General features: G+C 59.0%; 10 protein-coding genes. 4 read left to right on the forward strand and 6 right to left on the reverse strand.

The window, feature by feature from the left end:
* The first annotated feature begins 117 nt into the window (after positions 1-117).
* Complete coding sequence (locus tag HLH21_RS03935; protein WP_182941523.1) at positions 118-1,212, forward strand: branched-chain amino acid aminotransferase; 1,095 nt, start codon at positions 118-120, stop codon at positions 1,210-1,212.
* Between the two features lie 63 nt (positions 1,213-1,275).
* Here HLH21_RS03935 and HLH21_RS03940 read toward each other — a convergent pair whose 3' ends face one another.
* The 3 genes from HLH21_RS03940 to HLH21_RS03950 all read right to left on the reverse strand — a co-directional run bounded on the left by HLH21_RS03940 (position 1,276) and on the right by HLH21_RS03950 (position 4,734).
* The gene (locus HLH21_RS03940) at positions 1,276-1,629 is read right to left on the reverse strand and encodes a RidA family protein (RefSeq protein ID WP_182941525.1); all 354 of its coding nucleotides are present in this window, start codon (positions 1,627-1,629) and stop codon (positions 1,276-1,278) included.
* A gap of 83 nt (positions 1,630-1,712) precedes the next feature.
* Positions 1,713-3,083, reverse strand: coding sequence for a cytochrome-c peroxidase (locus HLH21_RS03945; RefSeq protein ID WP_182941527.1), 1,371 nt, complete (start codon positions 3,081-3,083; stop codon positions 1,713-1,715).
* A 4-nt stretch (positions 3,084-3,087) separates the two neighbouring features.
* Positions 3,088-4,734 carry a phospholipase C gene (locus tag HLH21_RS03950; RefSeq protein ID WP_182941529.1) on the reverse strand — a complete coding sequence of 549 codons (1,647 nt, stop codon included), beginning with the start codon at positions 4,732-4,734 and terminating at the stop codon, positions 3,088-3,090.
* 374 nt (positions 4,735-5,108) lie between these two features.
* Between HLH21_RS03950 and HLH21_RS03955 the strand changes: the two genes are divergently transcribed.
* On the forward strand, positions 5,109-7,145 hold the full coding sequence (locus tag HLH21_RS03955; RefSeq protein WP_182941531.1) for a hypothetical protein: 2,037 nt from the start codon (positions 5,109-5,111) through the stop codon (positions 7,143-7,145).
* A 510-nt stretch (positions 7,146-7,655) separates the two neighbouring features.
* On the opposite strand, the gene HLH21_RS03965 is transcribed toward HLH21_RS03955, so the two are convergent.
* On the reverse strand, positions 7,656-8,696 hold the full coding sequence (locus HLH21_RS03965; protein WP_182941533.1) for an acyltransferase family protein: 1,041 nt from the start codon (positions 8,694-8,696) through the stop codon (positions 7,656-7,658).
* Between the two features lie 447 nt (positions 8,697-9,143).
* Here HLH21_RS03965 and HLH21_RS03970 point away from each other — a divergent pair, with 447 nt between their 5' ends.
* Together HLH21_RS03970 and HLH21_RS03975 are read left to right on the forward strand one after the other, a co-directional pair.
* Positions 9,144-11,021 carry a DUF4422 domain-containing protein gene (locus HLH21_RS03970; RefSeq protein ID WP_182941535.1) on the forward strand — a complete coding sequence of 626 codons (1,878 nt, stop codon included), beginning with the start codon at positions 9,144-9,146 and terminating at the stop codon, positions 11,019-11,021.
* 35 nt (positions 11,022-11,056) lie between these two features.
* On the forward strand, positions 11,057-12,025 hold the full coding sequence (locus HLH21_RS03975) for a glycosyltransferase family 2 protein (RefSeq protein WP_182941537.1): 969 nt from the start codon (positions 11,057-11,059) through the stop codon (positions 12,023-12,025).
* A 67-nt stretch (positions 12,026-12,092) separates the two neighbouring features.
* Here the strand turns inward: HLH21_RS03975 and HLH21_RS03980 are convergent, their stop codons facing one another.
* The gene (locus HLH21_RS03980; RefSeq protein ID WP_220789665.1) at positions 12,093-13,178 is read right to left on the reverse strand and encodes a C45 family autoproteolytic acyltransferase/hydolase; all 1,086 of its coding nucleotides are present in this window, start codon (positions 13,176-13,178) and stop codon (positions 12,093-12,095) included.
* Entirely contained in the window at positions 13,175-14,584 is a 1,410-nt protein-coding gene (locus tag HLH21_RS03985; RefSeq protein WP_343064979.1) for an aspartate aminotransferase family protein, read from the reverse strand. Before HLH21_RS03985 ends, HLH21_RS03980 begins: the two co-directional genes overlap by 4 nt.
* Positions 14,585-14,644: the final 60 nt, after the last annotated feature.

The following is a 14,644-nucleotide window of genomic DNA, read 5'->3' on the forward strand; positions in this document are numbered from 1 at the left end:
CGGCGCGATCTGGGGACTCTGGCCGATCGGCGCGGCCCGTCCGGTGGGCGCGCGCCATGCCTGTCATGGGCCGGCGCGCAGAGGATCGCGCCGATGTGGTGGTGAAAGAGCAAGATCATGGATAGCGCCGACAATTTTCGTTTCACGCTTTCTCCGCATCCCGCGCCGGTTCCGGCCGCGCAGCGGGCCGCGCTGCTGGCCGATCCGGGATTCGGCCGGGTCTTCACCGATCACATGGCGGTCGTCCGATACAAGGAAGGCCAGGGCTGGCATAACCCGACCATCGAGGCCCGGGCGCCGATCCCGCTCGATCCCGCCGCCGCCGTGCTGCATTATGCCCAGGAAATCTTCGAGGGGATGAAGGCCTACCGTGCCGCCGATGGCGGTGTGGTCATGTTCCGCCCCGACGCCAACGCCCGCCGTTTCCACCAGTCGGCCGAACGCATGGCGATGGCCCCGGTGCCCGACGCCCTGTTCCTGGAGGCGGTGCGCCAGCTGGTGCGCGTCGATCGCGACTGGATCCCCGAAGGCGAGAACGCCAGCCTGTACCTGCGCCCGTTCATGATCGCGAACGAGGCGTTCCTGGGCGTGAAGCCGTCGTCGGAATATCTGTTCATCGTCATCGCCTCGCCGGTCGGGTCCTATTTCAGCGGCGGCGCGGTGTCGGTCTGGGTGTCCGAGGACTATACCCGCGCGGCCCCCGGCGGCACCGGGGCGGCCAAGTGCGGCGGCAACTACGCCGCCAGCCTGCTGGCGCAGCGCGAGGCCAAGGCCCAGGGCTGCGACCAGGTGGTGTTCCTGGATGCCGTCGAACATCGCTGGGTGGAGGAGATGGGCGGCATGAACATCTTCTTCGTAATGGATGACGGGTCGCTGGTGACGCCGCCCCTGAGCGGGACCATCCTGCCGGGCATCACCCGCGATGCGATCCTGACGCTGGCGCGCGATCGCGGGCTTGCGGTGCGCGAGGAACCGTACAGCATCGACCAGTGCTATGCCGACGCGGCCAGCGGCCGGCTGAAGGAAGTCTTCGCCTGCGGGACGGCGGCGGTCGTGACGCCGGTCGGCCGGCTGCGCGGCAAGCGGGGCGAAATCGTCATCGGCAGCGGCAACGGCGCCGATCCGGTGACGGAAAGCCTGCGCGCCGCCCTGATCGGCATCCAGCGCGGCCAGCTTCCCGATCCGCACGGCTGGGTGCAGCGGGTCGACTGACTGACCCACGGCGCCGACGCCGGACAGTGCGTGTCGCGTCCGCCGGTCGCGGACGGCGAGCGATCAGGGCAGGGCGGCGATGCCCGTCAGCTCCACGCGCCAGTGGGGGTCGGCCAGGCTGGCCTCGACGGTCGCGCGGGCCGGTTTGTTGGCGCGGTCCAGCCAGGCGTCCCATGCCCGGTTCATGCCGGCCATGTCGCCCATGTCCGCAAGGAAGATCTGGACCGAGATCAGGCGGCTCTTGTCCGTTCCGGCCTCGGCCAGCAGCGTATCGACCTGGCGCAGGATGTCGGCCATCTGGCCTTCGGCATCCAGGGTGGCGTCGTCGGCCACCTGGCCGGCCAGATAGACCAGCCCGTTATGGATGACCGCGCCGGTCAGGCGGGCCTCGGGTTGCAGGCGGGTAATGGGCGACATCGGGTGGTCTTCCTCTGATGGATGGGGAGGATGGGAACGATAGACCGATCCCCTGCCAGGAAAACAGAGGTTGGATGGCGCCGTCAGCGCGTCGGGCGGTCGGTCAGCGTGCCGAGGAAGGCGACGATGTCCTGCTGCTCCCGATCCGTCAGGGCCGGCGCATCGCCCGGATGGCGGTCGAACGGGGCGTCGGTGGTATCGACGTTCGACTGGTAGGGCGGCGGAAGATCGTCATATTTCAGCACATGCCCCTTCGCATCGACGGGATATACCCGTTGCGGCGCGACGTCGCGAAAGCTGTAGAAAGCCAGGACCTGATTGAGCGTGCCAAAGACCCCGTTATGGAAGAAGGCATGCCGGGTGGCGGCATTGCGAAGGGTCGGGGTCGTGAACATGCCACACCACATGGCCTGCCCCGTCATGTCGGCGCGCTGCGGCCCGCACAGGCCCAGATCGTGGAACGCCGCGTCGCGATTGACGGCCAGCGCCCGGTTCCTGGGGGCGCCCAGGGCTTCGAACTGGTGGTCGGTCAGCAACGGCGGCGCGCCGTCCGGGCCGGGCCGGTCGGGATGGCAGGCCGCGCAATTGCCCTTGGCGGGATCGTTGAACAGCAGATATCCCCGGCGTTCGGCCGGCGTCAGGCGCGTCCGGCCTTCCAGCCAGGCGTCGAACTGGCTGGAATAGGGATGGAAGGCCGGATCCTCGATCTGGTAGCGCGACACGGCGAACAGCGCCTCGGCCAGCAGCAGGTCCGGCGTGTGTGACGCGGCGGGGCCGGCCAGTTGCAGCAAAACCCTGGTGTAGGGGGCATGGGCCAGCCGCGACAGGACGATGGCGCGGCTGGAGGCCATTTCCTGCGGGTCGAACAGCGGGCCGGACGCCTGCTGTTGCAGGGTGTCGGCCCGCCCGTCCCAGAACAGCCCCCCTTGAGGGACCATGTTCGTTGCCGATGCCGCGCCGTTCTGCGCGCTCTTGGCCGCGTGCGGCGGCGGCGGCCCGGCGACCGCGGCTGGGGGCGGGCCTTCGCTCTCGGCGTCGTCGGGGCCGATGCTGAATCCGGGGCGGCGTTCCAGATAGGTCAGCGTCGGCACGGCGCGCAGACCCTGCCGGGTCAGATCGAGGCCCCCGCGCGCCACCATGTCCCGGCCGGGGGGGCCGTAATGGGCGGCCCGGTCGTGGCATGACGCGCAGGATAGCCGCCCCGATCCCGACAGGGCCGGGTCATGGAAGATCGCCCGGCCCACCAGCGCCATGGCCGAGAGCGGCGCTGCCGGCGGACGTTGCAGCCGGATCGGGCAGGGATTGCCGCCGTCGTTGGCGGGCAGGCAGGAGGCGGCCCTTACGTCGCCGGACTGGGCATGGCCGGTTGCCGGCCCGAACATCAGGCCGGCAAGCCAGCAGACCGGCAGCCATCGAAATGGCTGCCGGCGGGCCTTGGCGCGGGGCCTGGTCATGCCGTTATCGGGAAGGCCGCGGAGGTACGGCCCGCAGAGGCGCGCCACTGCGGGGATCGAGATAAAGGGGGGCGAGGCGCGGCGGCTGGGTGAAGTCGAACAGGCTGGACAGGTCGGCGGCATCGGCGTCGAACGACCCGCCGCCCAGTCGGGCGCCACCCAGCCAGTTGTCCTCGATGAAACGGGTGACCGAACTCTGGGTAATCAGGGTATGGTTGACATGATTGGTCCGCGCCCAGGGCGAAATGACAACCAGCGGAAGGCGCGTGCCGGGGCCGCAGCGTCCGTTGACGGGCTTGCCATCGACGCCGGCCGGCCGGGCGCCGGCGCCGCACCGGCCCGGTCCGTTCAACTGGTCGGCCTCGGCGTCGAACGAGGCGCGGGTGGTGGGGGTGAAGGCATGATCGTACCAGCCGTCCGAATCGTCCCACGCGATGATGATGGCGGTGTCCTTCCATTCCGGCCGGTGCTGCACGGCGTTGACGATGCCGACGATGCCCTGCTGTTCGTCCAGCGGGTCGGAATAGCCCGCATGGCCGTCCTGATAGGCCGGCAGTTTCAGGAACGACACCGCGGGCAGGTTTCCGGCGCGCAGGGCGGCGAAGAAATCATGCAGATCGTATTCGTGGTTCGCCGGGTCGCGCGTGGTCCCGTCGGGGCCGAACGTATGGCCGACGGCGGCAACGGAACCCGGCCGGGCATGGGTGGGGTTGGCGGTGCTGGGATAGTACTGGAACCAGTTGTGATGCGGGATGTAGTCGACGATGGTTTCGCCGACGACGGGCGAGGGCGTGGCGCGCCGGCATCCGGTGGACCCGTCAGGGTTACGCAGGCCCAGGTCGAAGCCGCCCATGAACCCGCCCCACGAGATATCGGCGGCATTCAGCAGGTCGCCGATATTGCGCCCGCGCATCAGCACCTGGTCGCCGGGAACCGAACATACGTCGTGGGCGGGGTCGATGTCGTTAATCATCGTCCAGCCGCCCTGTCCATCGGCGATATAGGGCGAGGAGACCTGCCGGGTCGCGGGTTTCTGCGTCGTCGCGACGATTTGCATGCCATTGGTCTGGCCCGATACGACCTCCAGCGCGCCGGGGGTCGAGGGGCCGTAGGTATCGGTATAGGCCGCGTCGCTCATGGCGAATCTCTGAGCATAGCGCCACAATGCGCCGACGGTGTTGCCGTCGTAATAGCCCATGACCTGCCCACGGGTGGCGAATGCGCCGACACCGCCCGGCGTGCCGCGCCCGGTATGAAGGGGGAACAGGTCGGCCTTGCCGCCGTTATAGGCCAGTTGTTCGGCCGTATAGGCGTGGTTCTGGTCGGCGGTGGCGGCCTGTGTCCGGTCCAGCCGGAAGGGCAGGGCGGCGTCGCGCCCGTCGAGCGGGCCGGCATTGGGGTTGGACGTCAGCAGGCCGGCGGTCGCCAGCGTATTGGCCACCGGGGTATCGGCCCGCGCGACGAAGGCCGGTTCGCCCGGCGGGTTGGCCGCCTGCGGATAGGTGGCGAAATAATGGTCGAACGAGACGTTTTCGTCATACAGGACGATCAGGTGCCGGATCGGCGTGGCGGGGGCGTGCGCGCGGGCCACCGCCGGGCCTGCGAGGTCCCCGAACAGGGCCAGATAGTACAACCATCTGGAAAACCGCATACTTCTTCCTCATTGGTAGGTTGTTCCGACTGTCGGAGAGACATGTCGGTCGGAACCATAGAGAAAGGACGCCCAATGGGAAAACATTTTTGGGCGGGATGTTGGTGGTGTCCAAATGTCGCGTTTGAGATCGTCATGGAGGCGTCGTGCAAGTGAACCATTCATGAATTTCACATTGTATCCGGGATAATTCGGCATGCTTCTTTACCGGAGAGCTTTGGGTTCTGCCTTCGACCGACTGGTGCTTCCCACACCATGTGCTATAATTTACCACCGGATTTCAAAATGTGTACAAATGCAATTAAAAATGGGAGAATCTTGTAAAGTAAAATGATGAGTAAAAATAACGTTCAAGGCAATAAGGTGAATTTTTGATGAAAAATAAGATATTTAATTTATATGGGTTGGCGATATTAATTTCCCTTCCGATAATTATAATGCAGGTATTTTATTTTGTTAAAATAGAAGACCCCATTTATATGTGGGATTCCAAAGCATATTGGCTGACTTGGGAAAATTTCTCCAGACTGGCGGTAAATGCCCCGTGGAGATGGTTCAAAGCTAATCTGGCAAGTATAAATGGGAATGATTATAATTCCACACCGATTGCTTTGTTATTTCCTTTTTATTTTCTCCCGGCTGCTTCAAGATTTTTGTATGTTTTTGCTGTTTCGATATGCTACTTTTTGCCGACTGTTATTTTGACATTGTGGATATTCAACAGGCTGGAAAGGGATAAAACTTTCTGGTGGAAGATGTTTATTATTATTGCGATTGTCACCTACTCGCCGTTCTGGAAGCCTACCTTGCGGGGATATCCCGATATTGTTGGCCTGTTGGGTGTGGAATCTGCGATTATTTACAGCATTAAAAATAACATGACCAGTCGCCTGAATTTGAAAGTTGTTCTGGTGCTCGGGTTACTTATGTGGACACCGTTTTTATTCAGAAGGTGGTATGCCTATACGGTTGTTTCTTTGTATATGACGCTACCGTTCCTTAACTATATGCTATTTGTGGTGAATGGCAGAGAGAAGATCTTACAATTTAAAAACGTGTTGTTGAATTTTTTATGTTCTGGAGTGGTTTCGATCATCTTTGCGGTTATATTTCAATTGAGCCTTTTAAGAAGAATTATTCACACAGATTATTCCTATATATATTCTGCATATCAAAGTGATTTTTTGACTTCTACGAACAATGTTATTCATAATGGCGGTTTATATATCGTTCCTTTTCTCTTGATAGGCGCTGTCTGGTGCGTATCAAAAAATAGAAGTACCGAAAAAGATTTTTGCCTTTTCTGCGTCGCAAATCTTTTAATTAGTTTTTTCATATTCACGCGGACTCAAAGTCCCGGAATACAGCATTGCTTGCCTTTTTCGCTATGGATATTTTTCATATCTATTTTTGGATTCCGAAGGGTTTTGGAATTCATCCGGAATGATTTCCTCAAAAGATCATTAATCTTGGCTTCCAGCATTGCGTGTTTTCTTGTATTTTTTTCGACATTTAATGAAATAAAAGGAAGGCCATTATTAGACAATAATTACCTTCCGGCTAAAAACTATCCGTTTCATATAGATAATTTCGGGAACTATCAGGATTTGGCGACTGCTTTAGAAAAGTTGACGTCTCACGGTGACAAGTTATTGGTTCTCAGCTCAAGTGGGTTACTGAGTGACGATCTTGTTTCGACCTTGACGCAGGGCCGTATTGACGATCATTTGGATTCTGCGTCACAGGTCGATCTTCGTGATCGACTTCGCCTGTGGGGATTTCAGGCACGATATGTTGTCGTGGCGGACCCAATTCAAATTCATCTGCCGCCCGAAGGACAGAGGGTGATTGTCATCCCGGCAAAGGAAATTCTGTCCGGCACAGGAATCGGTGCTGCCTACAAGCGAATGCCTATGGAATTTCACCTTTCCAATGGTGTGATTGCACACGTCTTCGAAAAAAATAGACCATTCACCTTTGATGAAGCGACTAATTTTATCTCCAAATTCACGGATCTATACCCAGATTGGAAAGACGCATATTTAAATCCATTAGCGGAATCCTATTTAACGGCGAGCATCACAACTGGGGACATATGGGGTAATTTCGAGATCGATTCCGACGGGAAGAAAATATATGCCCATCCTGGGGAGCATACACCGACCGTTGCAGAATGGTATTTTGGGGATATTCGATCCCTGACGTTTCGTATGGCAAACAGAAGCTGCCCTGCGGCGGATGGTGTAGTCGTCCAGTTGGAGAATGCAGATGGCGCGCGTGTGCGGATTGATCTTCCAAACGATGCCTCACGCAAGATCATTACGTCGGATTTTTCCCGGAAGATGGGAAAAATTATCATTGATAAAAATCAGAACTCGTTCTGCGACAAGGTGGAGATTACCGAGGAATAATAAGACCTATATGGGATAACGGGATGTCGGTCCTGCGTTCGTAACGGACGGCGAGACGGCGGAAGTGTGAGATCCAGGCAACGGTTCGTTCAACGACCCAGCGGTTTCTTCCGAGGGTGAGGGCCGCTTTCGATGCCCTTCCCGAAAACTGGCAGCGCATCGAGAAGTGGTTCCCCGGCACATCCGTCGCCTGATGCGGGCGATGCGGGTATAGCGACCCTGGGACTGCGGACAACGCAGTCCACGCCCCAGGCAGAAGATCTATACCCTACCGGCTGCGGGGTCTCGTCATCGATTGGCATAGCCGCGCCGTGCTGGCCTGGCGCGTGTCAAACACGATGGGTGTCGGGTTTTGTGGACATGATGGCAACGCTGGCGCGACGCCTGTATCTCCACGGTACATCGGCAACAGGCATTCTGCTGGTTGCCTGACAGAGAGAAAACGAGAGCCGGACGATCCAATTTAAATCGCCGTGGCCCTCGTCCCCATCCCGTGGGGGACATCAGATATTATCGGATCCTGCCTAAATTCAGGCGAGCCTTGAGAAAACGATAGGAGGGCTGTTCAAACAGCTCGCAAGTGACAGTGGATAGAAAGATCGCCGCCGTCATTTCGATGACGAGAGATAGAAAATGTCCGTGCGGAGAAGATATGCCCGACACTATAACGCTGGAGTGAATGAGGTAGAGGGAAAAGCTGATGTACCCCATCCATTGAAGCGGGGCGCTAGAGAGTAACCTTGAGAGTAGATTTGGATATAGATCGGAATCTTCGATCAGCATCAGTGGGATGAACGCAACGATATAAAGAAAATCCAATCTGTTATGATCCTGGCTATATATTCCAACGAGAACAAATATAAATGCCGAGTATATCATATAATTGGCATGGGAAGGCTTCATCACGGAATAGAGACTGAAGCCACGATTCCTAACATCATACATGAACGCTCCCAAGGATATACCGGAAATGCCACTAAGAAGGCCGAAATAATGGTCAATGTTTCCGACGCCACCAGCGTTGAAAATGAGAAAATACATATAAGAAGTAAAAAACAATATAAATTTTCCAACCGTATTAAATCTAATCAATACGGGAATAAGCATAATAGAAAGCCAGAATTCGATGCTTATGCTCCATGATGGATCGTTAAATAGCGGAAAATTCGACGGCAAAATGCCGTGCATAAATCCCACGTTCAGTAGGAATATCTTCAAATCAAATATGTTAAAATCCGGTACGTAGCGTCCATGCCCTTTATTATAAGCATATATTAAAAACATCCCTAACGTCGTAATAAAATGCAGAGGCCAGAGGCGGAATAGCCGTAGGCATATATATTTTATCCATGGAATTTCGGAACGGTAGGTTAATGACAGAACAAATCCGGACAGTATGAAGAAGTAATTCACCGCCAGATATGCGCCGTTGAATGGCCGGAACCCCCATCCGTACAAAGAACCAATGATATGATTTATAGCTACGGTAGCGGCGAGTAGTCCCCGTATTCCGTCGAGAAATGCAACCCGGCCTGTTTTTGATATTATCACGTTCCAAACATCCTACACCTCTTGCACACCATGGCAAAAGGTCATATTGGGCCTCTGGTAAATATGCAACAATCACATAGTTTCTTTACCAGAGGGCGGCGGGGTCGTGGTGTCGGCACCCGGACTCCATTCGCACGGTCTTCTGTCCATCGCCGTTACGGCAGTTCGGGCGTCCAGTGTCGGTCTCACCACCCCGATGATGTCCGCCAGCGCTGCCTTCATGTCGCCCGAAAGGGCGTGGGCAGCCACCATATTGCGGCCCCCGGGGCTTCGCTCGCGGTGTCGAATCAATAGTCAACGCATTAGTCGCCTGGACACTCATGTTTGACGTTGGTCCGCGCTATCGCGTGTTGCCTTGAGGTTTGATAAGGATTGTGAGAGTCCGCCGCCAGACGGTCGTGGTGCGGTGGGGAGGCATGTGCTAAATCGTAAGATGATAAGCGACTGGTGCATGAGGCCGAAGTGAAGACCGAAATATATATCGCTGCCCACAGAGAAGCCGACATGCCGTCCGGCGCGTGTTTTGTGCCGATTCAGGTGGGTAAATCTCTGTCGAACGAGGATATGTACCCGATCGGTGACGACACCGGCGACAATATTTCGGAAAAAAATCATACGTTCTGTGAACTTACTGCTTTATATTGGGTCTGGAAAAATACCTCCGGACAGGATTATGTCGGCCTGTTTCATTATCGTCGCCATCTGAACTTTTCCCTGGTCGAATGGCCGGAGGATCAGTGGGGGGTGGTCGTCTATCCGGCGATGGATGACGAATATGTGGATGCGAACAATCTGACCGATGCCGGTGTGTCGTTCTTTGTGGCGGACAACGACATTGTGCTGCCCAAGCGGTGGGATGTCCGGCAGGCGGGCTCACGCACGATGCGGGAGCACTACAAGAACGGTGGTCATCACAATATCAAGGACTATGACCGGGCAACGGAAATCATCAAGAAGAAATATCCCGCTTACGCGCCGTTCGTTCGCAAGGTGAATGAGTCTTCCGGCGGCTTTTTCACCAATATGTTTGTCATGAAGCGGGATATTTTCGATCAATATTGTAGCTGGTTGTTCGATGTGTTGTTCGAACTGGAGCGTCAGATTGACCTGTCGGCCTATTCCATCCAGGAAAATCGGGTCTTCGGCTATATTTCCGAATGGCTTTTCAATATATTTGTCGAAAAATATATTTATGACCATAGAGGGGTAAAAATCCGCGAGTCTCAGCGCACGTTCGTCGAGAATGCGCTGACATCGGTAACTCCGTTCTTCGACGAAAATGCCGTTCCGATCGTCCTGTCATTCAACGACGCCTTCACGCCTTACGCCGGCGCCTGTATCCAGTCCATCATCAATACGTCATCATCGGACACGAACTACGATCTCGTCGTCATCAATGACGACATATCGGACAACAGCAAGGCGCTGTTGACCAGCCTCGCCGGCGGCAGAGCCAACATATCCATACGGTTCATCGAGGTTGGTTTTATATTCGATAAATTCAACCTCGATACGCATATGCATTTTTCCAGGGAGACGTACTATCGTCTTTGCATCCCGGAAATATTTTCAAAATACAGTCGAATTATCTATATTGACACCGATACCATCGTAAAGCGTGACCTCGCGGAGCTGTTCGCGACGGATCTGCAGGGGAAGATGGTCGGCGCGGTGCGTGATTGCGTCATGACGGGATTCCGCAAGCTCCGCATTCCGTCGATGGCGGAATGTGGAGGGCTGGATGCGGATACCTATCTGCGGGGATATGTCGGGATGCCGGATCCGGCCGGCTATTTTCAGGCCGGCGTCATGATCTTCGATCTTCCCCGGATAGATGACATGTATCCGGATCGTGTCCGGTCAATACTGGAATCGGGCCGGCGATACTGGTTCCTGGACCAGGACATCCTGAATCTTCTGTTTCAGGGCAACGTCCATTACCTTGACATGCAATGGAACGTGTATCACGGCAATGGCGATGTCCATACGTTTTTCGCCAATCTACCGTCCGGTATCCGCAAAGCATACATGGATGCACGAAAGGCGCCCTACATTATCCATTATGCGGGGGAGAAGAAGCCCTGGTCCTTTCCATTGATCGATTTCGCCATTGATTTCTGGACCGTGCTGCGCGAAACCCCGTGGTACGAATTCGTGGTGATGCGGAACGCCAGGGGGATGTCGGAGACCGTGCAGCACGGGTCGATCATCGTGGGGTTGCGTGACATTGCGCGGGCCGTTGCCAACCCGATTGCCCCGCTGGGGTCGAAGCGGCGATCGGCATTGAGGAAAATATATAATGTCACTCAAAAAATTCGAAATTAAGTCGGTAAAGACCCGCCTGGATTCCATGTGACAGGATGACAAAGCAAGTGACGCCAACATTGGCCATTGTCGTGCCATGCTATAATGAATCGGAAGTCTTTTCGCTGTGTCTTCGCGAACTGTCGGCCGTCATGGCCGACATGGCCGGGAATGGGCTGATCGCCGGCAACAGCTACCTTCTGTTCGTCGATGATGGCAGCAAGGACGACAGCTGGACGCAGATCGAGGCGGCCTGTCGGGGCAACGGCCATGTGCGGGGCCTGAAGCTGTCGCGGAACAAGGGCCATCAGGTGGCTTTGATGGCGGGGCTTACGGCGGCGGACGCCGATATCATCGTCAGCATAGATGCTGACCTTCAAGATGATATCTCGGTCATACAGGACATGGTGAAGGCGTATCTGGCCGGCAGCGACATCGTGTACGGCGTGCGTGGGTCGCGCGATGCGGACAGCGGCTTCAAGCGGTTTACGGCCGAAAGCTTCTACAAGATCATGGAACTGATGGGGGTGCAGCAGGTCTCCAACCATGCCGATTTCCGGTTGCTCAGTCGGCGGGCCTGCGCGGCATTGCTCGCTTACCGCGAGCAGAATATCTATCTTCGCGGGCTGGTTCCGCTTATCGGTTTCAAATCATCGTGCGTCTATTACGATCGCGCCGAACGCGCGGCGGGGGAATCGAAATACCCGCTGAAAAAGATGCTTTCCCTGGCGCTGGAGGGCATTACATCGCTCACCGTCACGCCGCTGCGGATTATCGCGGCCCTGGGCCTGTCGATATCGGCCCTGTCGATGGTGGCGACCTTTTATTCGATCTTGCTGAAATATACCGGCAAGACGGTGGAAGGCTGGACATCGGTCATGATCGCCATTTTCTTCATGGGCGGCGTCCAGATGTTGTCCCTTGGTATTATCGGCGAATATGTCGGTAAGATTTACATGGAGACGAAAGGCCGCCCGAAGTTTTTCGTGGAAAAGCATGTCGGGGGGGCACCTGATGCATCGTAATGCCCCCAGCCATCGTGTGGTGCGGGTTGACCGCCTGGCCGGTCCGTCACGCGGGGACGCCTATCTGTCAGCGAGGACACCCCTCTGGCCCGCCGCCTGGCGGCCCGACGGTTGGGCGTGATCGTCGCGGCACGTCGAAGGTGAAACGGGCGGGGCCGGCCAATGTGTCGTGGATCCGCCCCGTGACCCCATCATGGTTCACCGTGAACTGAACGGTGGCCAAGGTATTTTCTTCGTCCGGGTCGGCGGGGTCGTCGCGGCGGATCGGCAGGCCCGGACCCGCCCGGTCGCGCAGGACTGCCAGCGGATCGCGCGCCGCCACGCCGGACTTCACCAGATCGTCCCCCCGTGCCTGCCGGCTGGCGGAGGAGTCGGTGACGATCTGCGGGATGTGCCGGTCGCCGGGATGGATGGCGTGGTTGGCGTGGACCGCCGGCGCGGTGACGCTCCGGACGGAGCAGCCGTGGGCCGAGAATTCGATGCTCACCAGTCGCGGATCGCCCGCCTGGGCCAGTGTCAGGTGATAGCCGCCGGCCCGTTCGGCATGGCGCAGCAGGTCGATGGCCTGGTCCAGGTCGGCGCAGTCCAGCATCGCCCGCGCCAGCACCATGCGGGGTACGCCTTGGGCGGCGGCCAGGAAGCGAATATTGTTCACCGTCTGCACCAGACCGGCGTCATTCAGCGCGAAGGCGTGTCCGGGCAGCGAGGCCGGATAGACGAACGACGAAAAGGCGATCCCGTCATCCGGTTCTACCCGGACCCAGGCGCAATGTCCCCGGAAGGCGGGGTCTCCGTCCTCGTTATGCGCGATGGTGATCGGCGGGCCGGGCAGCATCACGGTCGTGCAGCCTTCCGGCGCCATCGCCCAGATGTCGCCGCGGCAATTCCAGGCGAACAGATCGGCGAACGGCACCTCCAGCCCGTAGGCCATGCCCTGCAATTCGGCGAAATGGCGGGGGAAAAGCCGCTGCACCTGATCGCGCATATGCCCCACACGCCGGTCGTCGCGGTGGGCGGTCACATGGGCCCAGCCGGCGGTGTGGATCAAATGGGCGTGGACGATGTCTCGCCCGAACACACCCATTCCGACGCCGGTTTCGTACGCGCTTCCGCCGACCGTCAGCGCCCGCAGGGTGGCGTTGGCCGCCGTCACGACGGCAGCGAGGCCAGCGCCGCGTCGATGGCGTCGCCCAGCCGGTCGACGATGCGGTCGATATCGCCGGGCGTGACGATGAAGGGCGGGGCCAGCAGCACATGGTCGCCGCGTGTCCCGTCCGCCGTGCCGCCGGCTGGATAGACCATCAGGCCGCGCGCCATCGCCTCGTGCTTGATGCGGGCATGCAGTTTCAGGGACGGGTCGAAGGGCGCGCGGGTGGTGCGGTCGGCGACCAGTTCGACCGCGCGGAACAGGCCGCGCCCCCTGATGTCGCCGACATGCGGGGTATCGCCCAGCCGTTCGACCAGGCGTTGCCGCAATATCTCGCCCATCGCCGTCACGTTGGCCAGCAGCCCGTCGCGGCGGAGGATGTCCTGCACCGCCAGCCCGGCGGCGGCGGCCATCGGGTGGCCCATGTAGGTATGACCGTGCATGAAGGCGCCGGACCCGTTGGCGAACGCATCGAAGATCCGGCCCGACAGCAGCACTGCGCCGATCGGCTGGTATCCGCCGCCCAGGCCCTTGGCGATCGTCATCAGGTCGGGCGACACGCCATCCTGTTCGCAGGCATGCAGCGTGCCGCACCGGCCCATGCCGCACATGACTTCGTCCAGGATCAGCAGGACGCCGTACCGGTCGCAGATCGCCCGGATGCGCTTCAGGTAGTCCGCCACCGGGGGGATCGCGCCGGCCGTCGCGCCGACGACGGTTTCCGCGACGAAGGCCATGACCCGCTCGGGGCCGATGTCCAGGATCCGGTCCTCCAGCGCCTGGGCGGCGCGCGCCGCATAGGCCGCCTCGCTCTCGCCGGGTTCGCGCAGGCGGTAGGCGTAGCAGGGGTCGATATGATGGGTGTCGATCAGCAGCGGCTGAAAGGCCGCGCGCCGCCCCGCGTTGCCCCCGGTCGCCAGCGCGCCCAGCGTGTTGCCATGGTAGCTCTGCCGCCGGGCGATGACGTGCCGGCGCTGGGGCTGACCGGTCTCCACCATATACTGGCGGGCCATCTTCAGGGCGGCTTCGATCGCCTCGGACCCGCCGCTGACCAGATAGACGCGCTCCAGCCCCGGCGGGGCGTCCGCGACCAGCCGTTCGGCCAGTTGCTCGGCCGGTTCCGAGGTGAAGAAGCCGGTATGGGCGTAGGCCAGGCGGTCGAGCTGCGCGTGCAGCGCGGCCAGGACGTCGGGATGCTGATGACCCAGGCACGAGACGGCGGCCCCGCCGGAAGCGTCGATATAGCGCCGTCCTTCGCTGTCGATCAGTTCGATCCCCTGTCCGCCGACGGCGACGGGCAGGGTGGCGCGCGCGGTGCGATACAGCAGGCGGGTCATGCGGTGCATCCGCTGGAAAGGAAACGGGTCATTGTGGGCCAGTGCATTGGCAAGCCGCCCGGGGCGGGTTGGCATGGCCGATTCCTGGCATGATTCATCCGGGTATGCAACAATCGGCCCGATTGTCGTTTCGAG

It is taken from the genome of Gluconacetobacter johannae, from assembly GCF_014174305.1.
GTDB lineage: Bacteria > Pseudomonadota > Alphaproteobacteria > Acetobacterales > Acetobacteraceae > Gluconacetobacter > Gluconacetobacter johannae.

What these genes read in the sequence shown, in the direction of transcription:
- HLH21_RS03935 (WP_182941523.1), top strand. Translation starts at nt 118, where the DNA reads ATGGATAGCGCCGACAATTTTCGTTTCACGCTTTCTCCGCATCCCGCG.
- HLH21_RS03950 (WP_182941529.1), bottom strand. Translation starts at nt 4,734, where the DNA reads ATGCGGTTTTCCAGATGGTTGTACTATCTGGCCCTGTTCGGGGACCTC.
- HLH21_RS03955 (WP_182941531.1), top strand. Translation starts at nt 5,109, where the DNA reads ATGAAAAATAAGATATTTAATTTATATGGGTTGGCGATATTAATTTCC.
- HLH21_RS03945 (WP_182941527.1), bottom strand. Translation starts at nt 3,083, where the DNA reads ATGACCAGGCCCCGCGCCAAGGCCCGCCGGCAGCCATTTCGATGGCTG.
- HLH21_RS03985 (WP_343064979.1), bottom strand. Translation starts at nt 14,584, where the DNA reads ATGCCAACCCGCCCCGGGCGGCTTGCCAATGCACTGGCCCACAATGAC.
- HLH21_RS03975 (WP_182941537.1), top strand. Translation starts at nt 11,057, where the DNA reads ATGACAAAGCAAGTGACGCCAACATTGGCCATTGTCGTGCCATGCTAT.
- HLH21_RS03940 (WP_182941525.1), bottom strand. Translation starts at nt 1,629, where the DNA reads ATGTCGCCCATTACCCGCCTGCAACCCGAGGCCCGCCTGACCGGCGCG.